Consider the following 15,545-nt stretch of genomic DNA (forward strand, 5'->3'; position numbering starts at 1 on the left):
TTTATAGTGATATTCCGAAAAGAGATTGGAAATTAGCAGCATCAAGACAAGCTTCACCTCCATCAAATTTTACATAGAACAACAATCTTCCTTTATTTAATTCTTTTCTAACGCTATAATGATCTGGTTCAGTCACAGACTGTGCCAGGCAAATTCCATCTTGTGATGGAATTTTTATTGTAGTCTTATTCTGGTTCTTTGTATCTTGCTCAATAAAATACTTGTCATCTTCCAGGTCCGGATTAGATATAAGTTCAAGTATGTTTTGAAATGAAATTCCATAAATTTTATCAAAGAAAACCTGAACATAGAAATGAGGAACATCATATGTCATAATCCACTTATGGACTACCTTTAAATCTTCCACTTTAGGAGTAATAGACAGTGAATTTCTTTTCTGAATATTCTTCAAACACTTCTTTATTTCTGAGAGCATTGCCGACAGTTCTTGGAGACGTTGCGAGGAACGCCAACTTGAACAACGAAAATCAAGTGTTCGTATAGAAATCTCGTTAAGTTGCTGTAATATCAGAATAAGTTCCGGACGCTTTTGCTCGAGCAAATCCCGATATTCACTTATTATGACATTCTTCAGTTGAATTACCTTATCTGTGTTCTCCCGAATTATTCGATTTGCTTCCTCCGTATATTTATTAATGAGAAATGCACTTGAACGTACTTCTATACCTGCAATTGCTTTAGACACATATTCAGAAATCTCTGAACTTGCTTTAGAACTTATATCATACCCAAGAGTTTCGTCAAAATCATCTTTATTAAACAGAAGTATGTCAGGACGTTTGCCAATTGTGTCAAGCTCTGTCTGATAGTCATTGAAAAACTTTTCAAATCCGGCATCTCCTGCTACAAGGTCATCAGACTTTCCGTATCTCACAGCCACAATATTGCTTGAATTTTCATTTATAGCCCTGAATAATACATCTTCCGCCCAGTCTCCTTGTTGTTTGTTGGTAATAAATTCCGATGAAGCCTGCGTTGGCATAGAAGCTTCATTCCTTGGTTCTGAAAAGTCGATTAAACCTATATGAATTTTATTACATATTTGATTAATTATATCTTTATATGTTACCATAATCACATAATTTCTTTTTATACTCCAGTCATCCTAACAATTTCGTAAATAATACAACCTTTATCCGAAACATTAGCCTTTTTCCCATTTGATATATATTTCCAGATACAAAAATAGTGATAAATAATTAATCTAAATGGAAACTACTTTATATATTAGTTTTCCATATTAATAATCTGATATCTATAAAAACTGCACTGCCATGCATTTGAGTTTACATATAAGAAATGACTATCCCATAGTAAACACCGGATTATCACCGGTACTTTCATGCTCATTATAACAAAATCCTTCCCATTCGAAAAGTTTAAGATGTTCAGGGTCTTCTATCCTGTTTTTCAAGATATAACGCGTCATTTCGCCGCGACACATCTTAGCATAGACAACCACTGTAGAAAGCTTACCATTTTTGTAAACATGAAAATCAGGAGTTATTACTCTGACTTCACTGCACACACGTTTCCAGTCGAAAAGATCCTTCATCTCGCTACTAGCGAGATTTATAAGAATTCCTCCCTTTTTCTTAATTTCATCAATAAAGAAATCAGTCAAAACAGGTTTCCAATAATCAAACATTGTCACGTTACCCCTTTCCGGAAGTCTCACATCTCCTTCCAGACGATAATTTTTTATAACATCAAGCGGACGGAGTAACCCATAAAGAAAGGAAGTGATTAACAGATGTTCCTGTGCATATTTCAAATCATCATTTGAGAAATCCTTTACGGCAAGACGTTTGAACACCATCCCGGTGTACGACAAAATGGCAGAAAGACCATTATTATCTTCCGAAAAGAAATTATGATATCTGAAGTAATTCTCGGCAGCAAGTTTGGAGTTTACTTTCAGCATTCGTCCTAATTCCTCTTTATTAAATTGCGACATGTACATAGCGTTCTGCACAGCCTCATTATGAAATACCGGTTCTGTAGTTAACGGTACTTTTTGCTTACTTTGCGCTGTCATTGTCTTAGCGCAAGATATATAAACCAACATAATCAGAAATAGTGTTTAATCAATATTATCTTTTTAGAACAATCAAGACTTCAGCAGCCCAGAGAACACCCACTGAACGGCTGCTGAATTTCTGTCATACCGGTACATCAATCTTCATTAAGTTCCTCAAAGAAACCTTCCACACCGCCTTCAATCTGTTTACCCAAATCCTCAATCTGTTTTGAAAAATCTTTCAAGGCGTTCTTGGTCATTTTGGCATAAATCCTGCCCTTGAGTTTTCCTATTTCTTTCAGCTCATCATCGGTATATTCATATTTTGAAAGATCTTCTTCTATTTTTTCATACTCGGATAATATTTTTTCCCAGTCATCTTCTGTAAATTCATCATATTTGTCTTCTACCTGTTCAACCAGTGATGACAGATGTTCTATAGGAGTTTTAGATGTTTCACATGAAGAGAAACCTAATGAAAAAGTAATAGCTGCTAGAAATACATTTAATTTATTCATAATCCTTTTTATTTATAATTTAGGAGTTTATATTTATATAAAAATTCTTAGCAATATTCATAAATAGCATACGATGATAAAAATGATAAGATTTTTCGAGAAAATAAAGTTAACGCATAATAAATGGAAAACGACGATTAATAATTAACAATTAATAACGAATAGTGTATTACTTATGATATAAAAACACACCTGACCTTCTATATTCATTCTATTTTTTTTCATACCTTTGTTCTTAAGTCTAAATATACATTTTTTTTATGCAAAACAGTGACAGCATCATCATAATTCCTACTTACAACGAGAAGGAAAACATTGAGAATATAATCCGTGCCGTGTTCGGACTGGAAAAGTTTTTCCACATCCTTATTATAGAAGATAACTCGCCGGACGGAACAGCAGACATAGTGAGAAGGCTGCAGAAAGAATTTCCGGAAAGGCTTTTCATGATTGAAAGAAAAGGTAAACTGGGACTAGGAACTGCATATATCACAGGATTCAAATGGGCTATAGAAAAGAAGTATGACTATATTTTCGAAATGGATGCCGACTTCAGCCATAACCCTAACGACTTGCCAAGACTCTACAAGGCTTGCCATGAAGACGGCGGAGATGTGGCTATCGGTTCAAGATACATCAGCGGAGTGAACGTGGTTAACTGGCCTATGGGCAGAGTTTTGATGTCGTACTTCGCATCCAAATATGTGAGATTTATCACCGGAATACCTGTACACGACACTACTGCCGGATTCAAGTGCTATAGACGTGAAGTACTTGAGACCATCGATCTGGATAAAATCCGCTTCAAGGGATATGCTTTCCAGATTGAAATGAAATTCACTGCCTACAAGTGCGGATTCAAGATTATAGAAGTGCCGGTTATATTCATCAACCGTGAACTCGGAACTTCTAAGATGAACAGCAGCATATTCGGTGAGGCTGTGTTCGGAGTAATGAAACTGAAATGGGATAGTTGGTTCAAAAAATATCCTAAAAGAAAATGTTGTTAGTTTTCAGACATTGGTTATTAGTTTTTAGAATTAGAAATCTAATCAATTAGTCAATTCTTAATATATAAAGATGAAAAGAATTTGGATAAAGAATGCTGTCATCGTGAACGAAGGCAGACAGTTTAAAGGCTCGGTTGTTACTGAGTATGAAACAATATACAGAATTATCGAAGGCAATGCTACGCCTGAATGTGATATAAACGAGACCATTGACGCAGAAGGTTGCTTCCTGCTTCCTGGAGTGATTGACGACCATGTGCATTTCCGCGACCCTGGACTTACACACAAGGCTGATATGGCTACAGAAACCGCTGCAGCTGCTGCCGGAGGTGTGACTTCGTTCATGGATATGCCTAACTGCAATCCGCAGACCACTACCATCGAGGCTCTGGAAAACAAGTTTGCCGATGCCGCTACCAAGTGCGTGGTGAACTATTCTTTCTATTTCGGGGCAACGAACAATAATGCCGACCAGCTTAAAAATCTTGACAAGACTCACGTTTGCGGCGTGAAACTGTTTATGGGCGCAAGTACAGGCAACATGCTTGTGGACCGCATGGAAGCTCTGAAGAAAATATTCTCCGAAGCAGGAATGCTGATTGCCACTCACTGTGAGGACCAGACCGTAATTAGCCGCAACACTGCCGAAGTAAAAGAAAAGTATGGCGAAGAGGCTGACATTTCTCTTCATCCGATAATCCGCAGCGAGGAAGCCTGCTATAACTCATCATCGCTTGCAGTGAAATTGGCTAAGGAAACTGGAGCACGTCTTCATATCCTTCATGTAAGTACCGCCAAGGAACTGGAATTGTTCGAAGACAAACCTCTTTCTGAAAAGAAAATAACTTCGGAGGCTTGTGTTTCTCACCTTATGTTCTGCGATGAGGACTACAAGATTCTTGGCGGACGCATAAAATGTAATCCGAGCATCAAAACACGTGCTGATCGTGACGCTCTGAGAAAAGCACTAAGCAGTAATCTGATTGATGTGATAGGCACCGACCACGCCCCTCACCTTCTCTCTGAAAAACAGGGCGGTGCACTGAAGGCTGTATCGGGTATGCCTAGCCTGCAATTCTCATTGGTAAGTATTTACGAGCTTGTCAAGGAAGGCGTGCTGTCAGTGGAACAGCTTGTACAGAAAATGTGTCATGCTCCTGCCAAACTGTATCAGATTAAGGAAAGAGGATTTATCCGCGAAGGATATAAAGCAGATTTGGTGATACTAAATCCTAATCATGAATGGACTGTCACAACTGACTGTATAAAGAGCCGCTGCGGATGGAGCCCTATGGAGGGAAGAAACTTCCATGCCAAGGTTGAGAAAACTCTGGTAAACGGAACTGTGGTTTACGAAAATGATACCGTAAATACTGCCCACAGAGGTCAGGCACTGGTATTCGACAGATGATTGTAAAATTAGTTTTTAGTTCTTAGTTGTTGGTTATTAGTTCCATCCGAATGGCTCTAACAACTAAAAACTAATATCTAATAACTTATTAATTATTAATTTTTAATTATTAATTTCCCAAATGCATACAGACATCACCGTAAAAGAATACGACATACACGAACTGGCTGATTACATAAACTGGATTTACTTTTTCCACGCATGGGGATTTCAACCAAAATATTCGTCAATAGCCGATATTCATGGTTGTGACGGCTGCCGTGCAATGTGGCTCGTATCTTTCAAAGAAGATGAAAGACCAAAGGCTTCCGAGGCGATGCAACTGCACAAGGAGGCACAGAGAATGCTAAACAGTCTGGACGGACGCTTCAAAGTTTATGCCATGTACCGCCTGATGGATGCCAATTCGGACGGCGACAATCTGATAATGGAAGGGACAAGATTTCCGCTGTTAAGGCAACAATCAAGAGTTAAAGACTCTGACCCGTTTCTGTGTCTTAGCGACTTCGTCAAACCTGCATCCTATGGTATGACTGATACTGTGGGATGTTTTGCCACCACAATTGACCCGGAAATGGAAAAGGAATTCGAAGACGATGACTACAAGCATATGCTATGCAAGACTTTAGCTGAAAGACTGGCTGAAGCGGCAGCAGAAAAGATTCATGAAACAATCAGAAAATCGGTCTGGGGATATGCTCCAGACGAAAACCTGAGTGTGAAAGAGCTGTTGGATGAAAAGTATTGTGGAATACGTCCTGCTGTAGGCTATCCCTCACTTCCAGACATCTCGGTGAACTTTCTGCTTGATGATTTGTTGGATATGAAGCGCATAGGAATAACTCTGACTGAAAACGGAATGATGCATCCTCATGCTTCAGTGAGTGGACTGATGTTCGCACATCCGCAGTCAAGGTACTTCAGTGTCGGAAAAATAGACGAAATGCAACTTGCCGACTATGCTGAGAGACGTGGCAAGACTGCCGATGAGATGAGAAAGTATCTAAGGGCAAATGTTGGGTAATCAGTTTTTAGTTGTTAGTTATTAATTTTTAATTATTAATTCTAAATGATCTTACTTAGAGTTGCAATATTTTTTCTGCTGATGCTGTTGTTACCGGACTGGTACATACACCGTGTATATATAAGGTGTAAGAAAAACAAGCTTTACAGCAGGCTTCTTTGGTGGCCTACTATAGGTCTGCTACTGCTGCTGGCTATCTTCATAGCCTTACACGACAGTCTGCACGACTATTTCGGCATATACCTTATCGTAACTTTATGTTTCTGCATTCCAAAACTGACGTTTGTCTTATTCAGCCTTATACTGAGGGGTATCAATAAGATTTCTGGATTGAAAATACCTCACGCAGCCATATCTGCCCTACCTGCTCTGGCCATGCTGGGATACATTCTTTTCGGAGCAATAAAGGGAAAAGAAAACTTCAAGGTAAGGGAAGTAACATTCACATCGGCAAACCTGCCTGAAGTATTCGACGGCTACAGGGTTATGCAACTCTCGGACATACATTCCGGAAGCTGGAAAGGAAATCCGGAAGCCTTGAAAAAAGCCATAGACTTATGCAACAAACAAAACGCAGATTTGGCTTTGTTCACAGGCGATCTTGTAAACAGCCGTTCCGACGAACTTTTAGAGTTCACAGAAATTTTCTCTGAACTGAAAGCGAAAGATGGTGTTTACTCCGTATTGGGAAACCATGATTACGGGACATACGTCAAGTGGAATTCCGAAGCAGACAGGATTGCAAATATAGATTCTCTCATTGCCCGTGAAAACAGAATGGGATGGAGAATGCTGAACAACAGTCATACCATCATCAGAAGAGGTAATGACTCTATAGCAGTGATAGGAGTAGAGAATAGCGGACGCCCTCCCTTCCCAGACTATGCCCGTCTGAAAGAGGCCTCAGCAGGCACCGAAGGTATGTTCCAGATACTGATGAGCCACGACCCTACCCACTGGCGCAGGCAAATTCTACCGGAATCGGATATTGAACTCACACTGTCGGGGCATACACACGATATGCAGATTACGTTCTTTGGGTTGTCTGTATCATCGTTCATTTATCCTGAACACAACGGCATGTATATGGAAGGAGAAAGAGGACTTTACGTAAACATAGGACTAGGACACGTACTGTTCCCGATGCGACTTGGAGCATGGCCGGAAATAACAGTAATCACACTAAAGAAAAAATAACAGAAACTCAAAAACTCATAAATATGAAATTATTGTACATTATCTATCAGATTTGCATTGGTTTGCCGATATTCCTTGTAACAACAATTCTTACGGCACTGACAACAATGATCGGATGCCATCTTGGCAACGGACATTTCTGGGGGTATTATCCCGGAAAACTCTGGTCACAAATAACATGTTACACTTTACTTCTGCCTATAAAAGTAAAAGGACATGAAAATATAGACCAGAAACAATCATATGTGTTTGTAGCAAATCATCAGGGTTCGTTCGACATCTTCCTGATATACGGTTTTCTGGGAAGAAACTTCAAATGGATGATGAAGAAAAGCCTTAGAAAAATACCATTTGTGGGTAAGGCATGCGAATCGGCAGGATTTATCTTTGTTGACAAATCTGGACCTAGAAAAATACACGAAACCATAGAACAGGCATTCCATGTGCTGAAAGACGGAACTTCGCTGGTGGTTTTCCCTGAGGGAGCTAGAACATTCACCGGACACATGGGCATTTTCAAGAAAGGAGCGTTCCAGCTGGCAGACGAACTTCAGTTACCGGTCGTTCCTTTGACGATAGACGGCTCGTTCAATATACTTCCGCGTACTGGAAAACTGTTGTCATGGCATCCTATGAAACTTACTATCCACAAGCCTATTTTCCCGAAATGCAAAGGTCCTGAAAACATCAAGGAGCTTATGGAAGAATCGTATAAGGTAATAGAAAGTGCGTTACCTGACGAATATAAAGGAAAAGTTGATAATCCTGACCAATAAATCTATAGCATAAAAAACAGCTCCGGCATATTGGAATTTGTTTCCTTATGCCGGAGCTGTTTTTTTTATATAAAATCAATATGAATTGATTACCATTCTACGAATTTGCCACGAGCTCTGCGTTCTGCAAGAATTTCTTTCAGACGTTTGTTCTTTTCTTTAGCGATGTATTTACGTCCGAAGATGTTAGGGATGGCAACTCCAAGAGAAATACATAATATCACCATACCGGAAGTAATACCACTCTGTATAGCCTTCATCAAGATTGAAATCTGTTCAGGTGATTCCACATTCATATTGATGATACCGAAAAGCATACGATACATAAGCACTCCAGGAATCATAGGAATGACAGAAGGGATAGTCAAAACGTGGTTTGGACAGTGGAACCAGTGTACAGCCTTGATAGCTATAAGGCTTACCAATACAGAACCGGCAAACGATCCTATCACTAGTCCCATATCAAGACCTATATTGTCTGTACTTGGACCGAGGTTCACAAAGTTACGTGTACAAACAGCTATTATACCTCCTATGGCAACAACCCACAACAGACGGCGTGGTATATTGAATATCATAGAGAATCCCATTGCTGAGATGGCAGCCGCTATGGCATATTCAATATAATTGTGGTGAGGAACCATACTGATGGTCGGGAAGAAATTTTCAATATGACATATCTTAACGGCAAATGCTATACCGAAAGCCATGGCAGAAACCATAAGCAATGTATTGACCGCACGTACTATACCGACCTGAATATAATTGTCCAGCATATCATCAACAAAGTTTATCAACGGCACTCCCGGTACAATGAACAATGCACATGCCAAAAGCGGATGCCATGGAGTGGTTGTCCACGAAGCAGGCAATAATGTAGATGCCCATGCCAACATTGTAGAAATAAAAGCAGCTATAGCAATACCCATGTAATGATTTAGACCTGACTCATTACATTTGGCACGTACTCTCATACCGATAATGGCAGCTATTGACGCATAAAGGAAAGCAACCCAGTCGCAACCGAACTGGATACAGAATCCACCGCAGGCAAAACCGGCACCGATAGCAACCTGCCAAGGAGTATAGTTACGCTTGCGTTTACGAATTTCTTCCAGCTCCTCTTCATATTGGTCAAGGGTGTAGTCATTCTCGATTGCACGCCATGACAATTTGCTCACAGCCGATATGGCAGTCATGTTCACTCCATGACCCTCTATCCTCTGGAATTTTGTGAATGAATAGTCACCATCACTCACATTCACCATAAGCATGGTAAAGCTGACGTTGATGTGAAGTTTTTCTTCCGGAATACCTAGGAAAGCGGCAGTACGCTTCATATTCCTTACCACACGGTTAGTATCGGCAAGGCTCTCAACCAAAAGTTTTCCAGTGCGTAGAAGTAAATCTACTCGTCGATGAAGCAGCAGTTCATCATGTACTTTTTCTGTCGTCTGAAGATGTTCCATATAGTAAATTTTGTTTTCGGGTGCAAAGGTATTAATTATTCCTATTTTATGTGTATCTTTGTAGCGCAATATTATACAAAAAAAATATCCGGATTTGGTAAGAAACAGAAAAATCACATATCGTTTCCACAGTTTTGTGGAAAAATTACACACCTTTTAATAATAAAAACTACTTGACAATACATTTTAAACAGTTTATTTTCAGTAAATTAGATTCTCCGTCTCAATTATGGCATATGGATTGCCATTAATTTAACGGCATCTAAAATATTAACAGATTTGTATATGAAACGATTTTTGACAAGAAAGGACTTGAAATTCAAGAAGAAACAAGCCATTTACTCATGCATCTGCATTATCTTAGTAGTAGGTCTTTATCTTATCTTCAACAGAAAAGAAAAACCTGTTGTTGAAAGACCTATTGTATGTGTGCAACCTGTTGTACAGGAGAATGTTGAAATCTATGGAGACTATGTAGGACGAATCAGGGCACAACTTTTCGTTGAAGTAAGAGCCAGAGTGGAAGGCTTCCTTGAAAGAATGCACTTCGAAGAAGGTAGTTACGTTAAAAAAGATCAGATACTTTTTGTCATCAATCAGGACCAATACCGCGCAAAAGCAGACAAGGCCAGAGCCCAGTTGAAGAAAGACGAAGCTACGGCTCTGAAAGCCAAACGTGATTTGGACCGTATCCGTCCGCTTTATGAGCAGAACGCTGCCAGCCAGTTGGACCTGGACAATGCCATTGCAGCATACGAAACGGCAGAGGCAAGTGTAGGTATGAGTAAGGCTGACCTGGAACAGGCTGAGCAGGAATTGGGATATACCATCGTACGCTCCCCTATTTCAGGACATATCAGTGAAAGACTTGTTGACCCGGGAACACTGGTAGGAACAGGAGGCAAATCACTGCTTGCCACAATTGTAAAGAGTGACACCGTAAACGTGGATTTCAGCATGACAGCCCTTGACTATCTTAAAAGCAAGGAAAGAAACGTTACATTCGGTCAGAAAGATACTACACGTACATGGAAACAAACTGTAACGGTTACACTGCCGGACAATACCGTATATGAGCATAAAGGTCTGGTGGATTTCGCGGCTCCGCAGGTTAATCCAAAGACAGGTACATTCCAGGTAAGAGCTGAACTTCCAAATCCCGAACATGTACTTCTTCCGGGACAGTTTACAAGCGTAAAAGTACTTCTCGACGTAAGAGAGAATGCTACAGTTATTCCAAAGAAATCACTTATCATCGAAAAAGGCGGATCATACGTATTCGTGATGCGACGTGACTCCGTAGCAGAAAGACGCTTCATCGAGATAGGTCCGGAATTCAAGAACGATGTTGTAGTGGAAAGAGGTCTGGCACCGGGAGAAATGATTGTGACAGAAGGTTACCACAAGCTCACACCGGGAGTGAAAGTACAGGTTGCTCCTGAAGATATAAGCCAGGAGGAAAACAAGGCTGACAATGACAGCAGCACTACAAGCAAGTGAAATTAACACAGAGGTAAACTAACCAAGCTACACATTTATGAAAGTAAGTTTCTTTATAGACAGGCCGGTCTTTTCGGCTGTCATCTCAATACTTATTGTCATAGTAGGTATCATAGGATTGATGATGCTTCCTATCGACCAATACCCACAGATAACTCCGCCTGTGGTTAAAATCAGCGCCTCATATCCGGGTGCGAGTGCCGTAACCGTTTCTCAGGCGGTGGCAACTCCTATCGAGCAGGAACTCAACGGTACTCCGGGTATGCTTTATATGGAATCAAACAGTTCGAATACAGGTAGTTTCTCGGCTACTGTCACTTTCGACATTTCCGCCGACCCTGATATGGCATCCGTTGAAATACAGAACCGTGTGAAACTGGCTGAATCAAGACTTCCGGCGGAAGTTGTTCAGAACGGTATCGAAGTGGAGAAACAGGCTGCCAGCCAGCTTATGACTCTGACTCTGATGTCTGATGACCCAAAATTCGATGAGATTTATCTTAGTAACTTTGCTACTCTATATGTACTCGACCTTCTTCGCCGTATCCCTGGTGTAGGCCGTGTATCGAATATCGGTAGCCGCTATTATGCAATGCAGATTTGGGTTGATCCGGCAAAACTTGCCAATTACGGACTGACAGTGCAGGATTTGCAGAGTGCACTTAAAGACCAGAACCGTGAATCGGCAGCCGGAGTACTCGGTCAACAGCCTATGTCAAACGGTATCGACATAACTATCCCTATCACAGCCCAGGGACGTCTTTCTTCTGCATCCCAGTTTGAAGAAATAGTGCTTAGAGCAAATCCCGACGGTTCACTTATCAGAATGAAGGATGTGGCAAGAGTTTCGCTCGAGGCATCATCATACAGTACCGAGAGTGGAATCAATGGTGGTAACGCAGCTGTGCTTGGCATATACATGCTCCCGGGAGCCAACGCAATGGAAGTGGCACAAAGAGTAAAAGATACAATGGAGGAAATCAGCCAGACATTCCCTGAAGGTCTGGAATACAATTTCCCGTTCGATATGACAAACTACATCTCGCAGTCTATCCATGAGGTGTATAAGACTTTGTTCGAAGCCCTGTTCCTGGTGATTGTGGTGGTGTTCCTGTCTCTTCAGAGCTGGAGAGCAACACTCATACCTGTGGTTGCAGTACCTATATCGCTTATCGGAACATTCGGTTTCATGCTGATATTCGGGTTCTCACTCAATATGCTTACACTTTTGGGACTTGTACTTGCAATCGGTATAGTAGTGGACGATGCCATCGTGGTGGTGGAAAATGTGGAACGAATAATGGAGGAGGAAAAACTCAGTCCTTACGAGGCCACAAAGAAAGCTATGGAAGGTCTTGCCGGAGCCGTAATCGCAACATCACTGGTGCTGGCTGCGGTGTTCGTTCCTGTAAGTTTCCTTTCCGGTATCACAGGTCAGTTGTACCGCCAGTTTACTGTAACAATCGTAGTGTCAGTACTTCTTTCCACTGTTGTGGCATTGACATTAAGTCCGGTGATGTGTTCTCTAATATTGAAACCTACAGATCCGAACAAGCCTAAAAACAGGGTGTTCAACTGGATAAACAAATGGCTGGGTATCGGTAATAACCAGTACGTGAAATATATAAAACGTATAATCAAGAATCCTCGCCGGGTAATGGCAGGTTTCGGTATGGTTCTCGTATTCATATATGTATTCCACAGATTAGTACCAACCAGCTTCCTTCCGGTTGAGGACCAGGGATATTTCACCGTAGAGCTTGAATTACCAGAGACTGCCACACTCGAGCGTACACGCAAGGTTACCGACAGAGCCATTGACTTCATTATGAAAGACCCTGCTGTGGAATATGTACAGAACGTTACAGGTACCAGTCCACGTGTGGGAACAAGCCAAGCTAGAAGCCAGCTCACAGTCATCCTGAAAGAATGGAAAGAACGTGACAATACAACGATAGACGAGGTAATGGACCGAGTTCAGAAAGAACTTGAAACATATCCAGAGAGCAAGGTGTTCCTTTCTACTCCACCGGTAATTCCGGGACTTGGTACAGCCGGAGGTTTCGAAATGCAGCTTGAAGCCAGAGGTGAGGCTACATACGATGACCTGGTACGCGCTACAGACACTCTGATGCATTATGCTTCTATGCGTAAAGAAATTGCAGGTCTGTCATCATCACTGCAGGCTGAAATTCCTCAGTTATATTTCGATGTTGACCGCGACAAGGTAAAACTCTCAGGAGTACCAATGGCAGATGTATTCTCTACAATGAAGACTTACACTGGTTCGGTTTATGTGAACGACTTCAATATGTTCAACCGTATCTATCGTGTATATATCCAGGCTGAAGCTCCTTATCGCCAACAGCGCGAGAACATAGGTCTGTTCTTCGTAAAAGGTTCGTCAGGCGACATGATTCCGCTTACGGCACTTGGAACAACAGACTATACCACTGGACCGGGTAGTATCAAACGTTTCAACATGTTTAACACATCAGTTATACGTGGTACAACCGCCAATGGCGCCAGTTCAGGTCAGGTAATGGAGATATTGGAACAGATAGCACGCGAAAAACTTCCTGACAACATAGGTGTGGAATGGAGCGGTCTGTCATATCAGGAAAAACAGGCAGGCGGACAGACAGGTATTATATTATCACTTGTATTCCTGTTCGTATTCCTCTTCCTTGCGGCACTATATGAAAGCTGGACAGTACCTATCGCAGTATTGATTTCACTTCCTGTTGCAGTACTAGGAGCATACGCCGGAGTAACATTATGCGGACTTGAAAACGATACTTACTTCCAGATCGGTCTTGTAATGCTTATCGGTCTTGCTGCAAAGAATGCCATCCTTATCGTGGAATTTGCTAAAGACGAGGTAGATAAAGGCAGAGATGTGGTAGAATCAGCCATACATGCGGCACAATTACGTTTCCGCCCTATCCTTATGACATCACTGGCATTTATCCTTGGTATGCTTCCTATGGTATTGGCAACAGGTCCCGGTTCTGCAAGCCGACAGGCAATCGGTACCGGAGTATTCTTCGGAATGATCATAGCCGTTACAGTAGGTATAGTGCTTGTACCTTTCTTCTTCGTAATGATATACAAGGCTACAGGCAAAATAAAACAGAAACGTATCAACATAAAGAAAGCATAACATATGAAACATATAGCATCTATATTTAGAATGACATTCATATTCCTAATGGCTTCCACTATCTGTGGTTGCCAACTAGGAAAGCACTATACACGTCCTCAGATTGATATGCCAGAAGTGCTTGACAGCATGAGCATGGACAGTACATCAATGGGTGATTTCCCTTGGGAAGAACTTTACACGGACACTACACTGCAGGCTCTGATAAGAAAAACACTTGAATACAACAAGGATATGCTTATAGCTGGTGCACGTATCAAAGAGCTGGCAGCAATGAAGCGTATCGACTGGGCCAACATGTTTCCGGCTATAACAAACAAAATATATGCAGAGAACGAAAAAGAAAATTATGGTGGTAATAAACCATCACTTGACAATGAATTTGATATAAAATTAGGAGTATCATGGGAGCTTGATTTATGGGGAAACCTACGTTGGGCACGTGATAAGAGTATGGCTGATTTTATGGGATCTATAGAAAATCAGCGCGCTCTGAAAATGAGTCTTATCGCACAAATGGCACAATCATATTTCGAATTGGTGGCATTAGACAATGAGTTGTCTATAGTTCGAAAGACAGTTGATGCTCGACGTGAAAGTCTGTACCTTGCCAGAATCAGATATGAAGGTGGATTAACAAACGAAACAGCGTTCAGACAGGCTCAAGTGGAATTAGCCAGAACTGCAACGCTCATCCCTGATCTTGAAAAGAAAATATCATTAAAAGAAAATGAAATAGCTTTCCTAACAGGTGAATATCCACATCATATAAACCGTTCAGTGCTACCTGAAGATGTGTTGCTACCGGCTACCCTACCTGTTGGTTTACCATCAAGTCTTCTTGAGAGACGTCCTGATGTAAGACAAGCGGAACAGTCTCTCATAGCAGCTAATGCTGCAGTTGGAATGGCATTCACTAATATGTTTCCAAGACTGACTTTGACAGCATCATACGGAGCTGAGAGTGAAGAATTAAAAGACATTTTCAAATCTCCGCATCATCTTATTGCCGGTTCGCTCATTACCCCAATATTTAATTTCGGCAAGAACCGCGCAGCGCTTAAAGCCAAGAAAGCCGCATACGAACAGGCTACATATGCCTATGAGAAAGCAGTGCTAAACGCATTCAAGGATGCAAGAAACGCTATCGTAGAATTCAACAAGACACGTGATATATACGAAACCAGATTGAGACTGGAACAGGCTTCAAAAAGCGCTCTTGACCTTGCCGAACTGCAATATATCAACGGTGTTATCGGATATATCGACTTGCTGGATGCGCAGCGTGGTTATCTGGATGCACAGATTGGATTGAGTAATGCCATACGCGACAAGCAGATTACTCTTGTAAATCTATACAAGGCTCTTGGCGGCGGATGGTCACAAGACGAAAAATAAAATAAAAGAATCCATACCTAAAGTTTTCAGGCGGTGTT

At 41.2% G+C, this 15,545-nt stretch carries 12 protein-coding genes; 8 read left to right on the forward strand and 4 right to left on the reverse strand.

Annotated elements, in window-relative coordinates:
* Window position 1: 1 nt before the first annotated feature.
* From H6A61_RS04880 to H6A61_RS04890, 3 genes are all read right to left on the reverse strand, one after another.
* Complete coding sequence (locus H6A61_RS04880; RefSeq protein WP_204391567.1) at window positions 2-1,093, reverse strand: AccI family restriction endonuclease; 1,092 nt, start codon at window positions 1,091-1,093, stop codon at window positions 2-4.
* 231 nt (window positions 1,094-1,324) lie between these two features.
* On the reverse strand, window positions 1,325-2,089 hold the full coding sequence (gene yaaA, locus H6A61_RS04885; RefSeq protein WP_204391569.1) for a peroxide stress protein YaaA: 765 nt from the start codon (window positions 2,087-2,089) through the stop codon (window positions 1,325-1,327).
* Between the two features lie 107 nt (window positions 2,090-2,196).
* Window positions 2,197-2,559: a hypothetical protein gene (locus H6A61_RS04890; protein ID WP_204391571.1), complete on the reverse strand. Its 363-nt coding sequence runs from the start codon at window positions 2,557-2,559 to the stop codon at window positions 2,197-2,199.
* Window positions 2,560-2,819: 260 nt separating this feature from the next.
* Here H6A61_RS04890 and H6A61_RS04895 point away from each other — a divergent pair, with 260 nt between their 5' ends.
* The 5 genes from H6A61_RS04895 (at window position 2,820) to H6A61_RS04915 (ending at window position 7,977) form a co-directional block, all read left to right on the forward strand.
* Window positions 2,820-3,569, forward strand: a complete 750-nt coding sequence (locus H6A61_RS04895; RefSeq protein WP_204391573.1) for a polyprenol monophosphomannose synthase — start codon at window positions 2,820-2,822, stop codon at window positions 3,567-3,569.
* A 70-nt stretch (window positions 3,570-3,639) separates the two neighbouring features.
* Complete coding sequence (locus tag H6A61_RS04900; RefSeq protein WP_204391575.1) at window positions 3,640-4,980, forward strand: dihydroorotase; 1,341 nt, start codon at window positions 3,640-3,642, stop codon at window positions 4,978-4,980.
* A gap of 121 nt (window positions 4,981-5,101) precedes the next feature.
* Window positions 5,102-6,004: a vitamin B12 dependent-methionine synthase activation domain-containing protein gene (locus H6A61_RS04905; protein WP_204391577.1), complete on the forward strand. Its 903-nt coding sequence runs from the start codon at window positions 5,102-5,104 to the stop codon at window positions 6,002-6,004.
* 45 nt (window positions 6,005-6,049) lie between these two features.
* On the forward strand, window positions 6,050-7,201 hold the full coding sequence (locus H6A61_RS04910) for a metallophosphoesterase (RefSeq protein WP_204391579.1): 1,152 nt from the start codon (window positions 6,050-6,052) through the stop codon (window positions 7,199-7,201).
* A gap of 23 nt (window positions 7,202-7,224) precedes the next feature.
* Window positions 7,225-7,977, forward strand: a complete 753-nt coding sequence (locus tag H6A61_RS04915; protein WP_204391581.1) for a lysophospholipid acyltransferase family protein — start codon at window positions 7,225-7,227, stop codon at window positions 7,975-7,977.
* An 89-nt stretch (window positions 7,978-8,066) separates the two neighbouring features.
* Here the strand turns inward: H6A61_RS04915 and H6A61_RS04920 are convergent, their stop codons facing one another.
* Window positions 8,067-9,446: a threonine/serine ThrE exporter family protein gene (locus H6A61_RS04920; RefSeq protein ID WP_204391584.1), complete on the reverse strand. Its 1,380-nt coding sequence runs from the start codon at window positions 9,444-9,446 to the stop codon at window positions 8,067-8,069.
* A gap of 285 nt (window positions 9,447-9,731) precedes the next feature.
* Here H6A61_RS04920 and H6A61_RS04925 point away from each other — a divergent pair, with 285 nt between their 5' ends.
* Genes H6A61_RS04925 through H6A61_RS04935 form a run of 3 tightly spaced genes read left to right on the forward strand, consistent with a single transcriptional unit; the run spans window position 9,732 to window position 15,507 of the window.
* Window positions 9,732-10,946 carry an efflux RND transporter periplasmic adaptor subunit gene (locus tag H6A61_RS04925; protein WP_204391586.1) on the forward strand — a complete coding sequence of 405 codons (1,215 nt, stop codon included), beginning with the start codon at window positions 9,732-9,734 and terminating at the stop codon, window positions 10,944-10,946.
* 37 nt (window positions 10,947-10,983) lie between these two features.
* The gene (locus H6A61_RS04930) at window positions 10,984-14,109 is read left to right on the forward strand and encodes an efflux RND transporter permease subunit (protein WP_204391587.1); all 3,126 of its coding nucleotides are present in this window, start codon (window positions 10,984-10,986) and stop codon (window positions 14,107-14,109) included.
* Between the two features lie 21 nt (window positions 14,110-14,130).
* A complete protein-coding gene (locus tag H6A61_RS04935; RefSeq protein ID WP_430746779.1) occupies window positions 14,131-15,507 on the forward strand; it encodes an efflux transporter outer membrane subunit in 1,377 nt (458 codons plus the stop codon).
* Window positions 15,508-15,545 lie beyond the last annotated feature (38 nt).

This window comes from Bacteroides caecigallinarum (assembly GCF_016901995.1).
GTDB classification, from domain to species: Bacteria; Bacteroidota; Bacteroidia; order Bacteroidales; family Bacteroidaceae; genus Phocaeicola; species Phocaeicola cellulolyticus.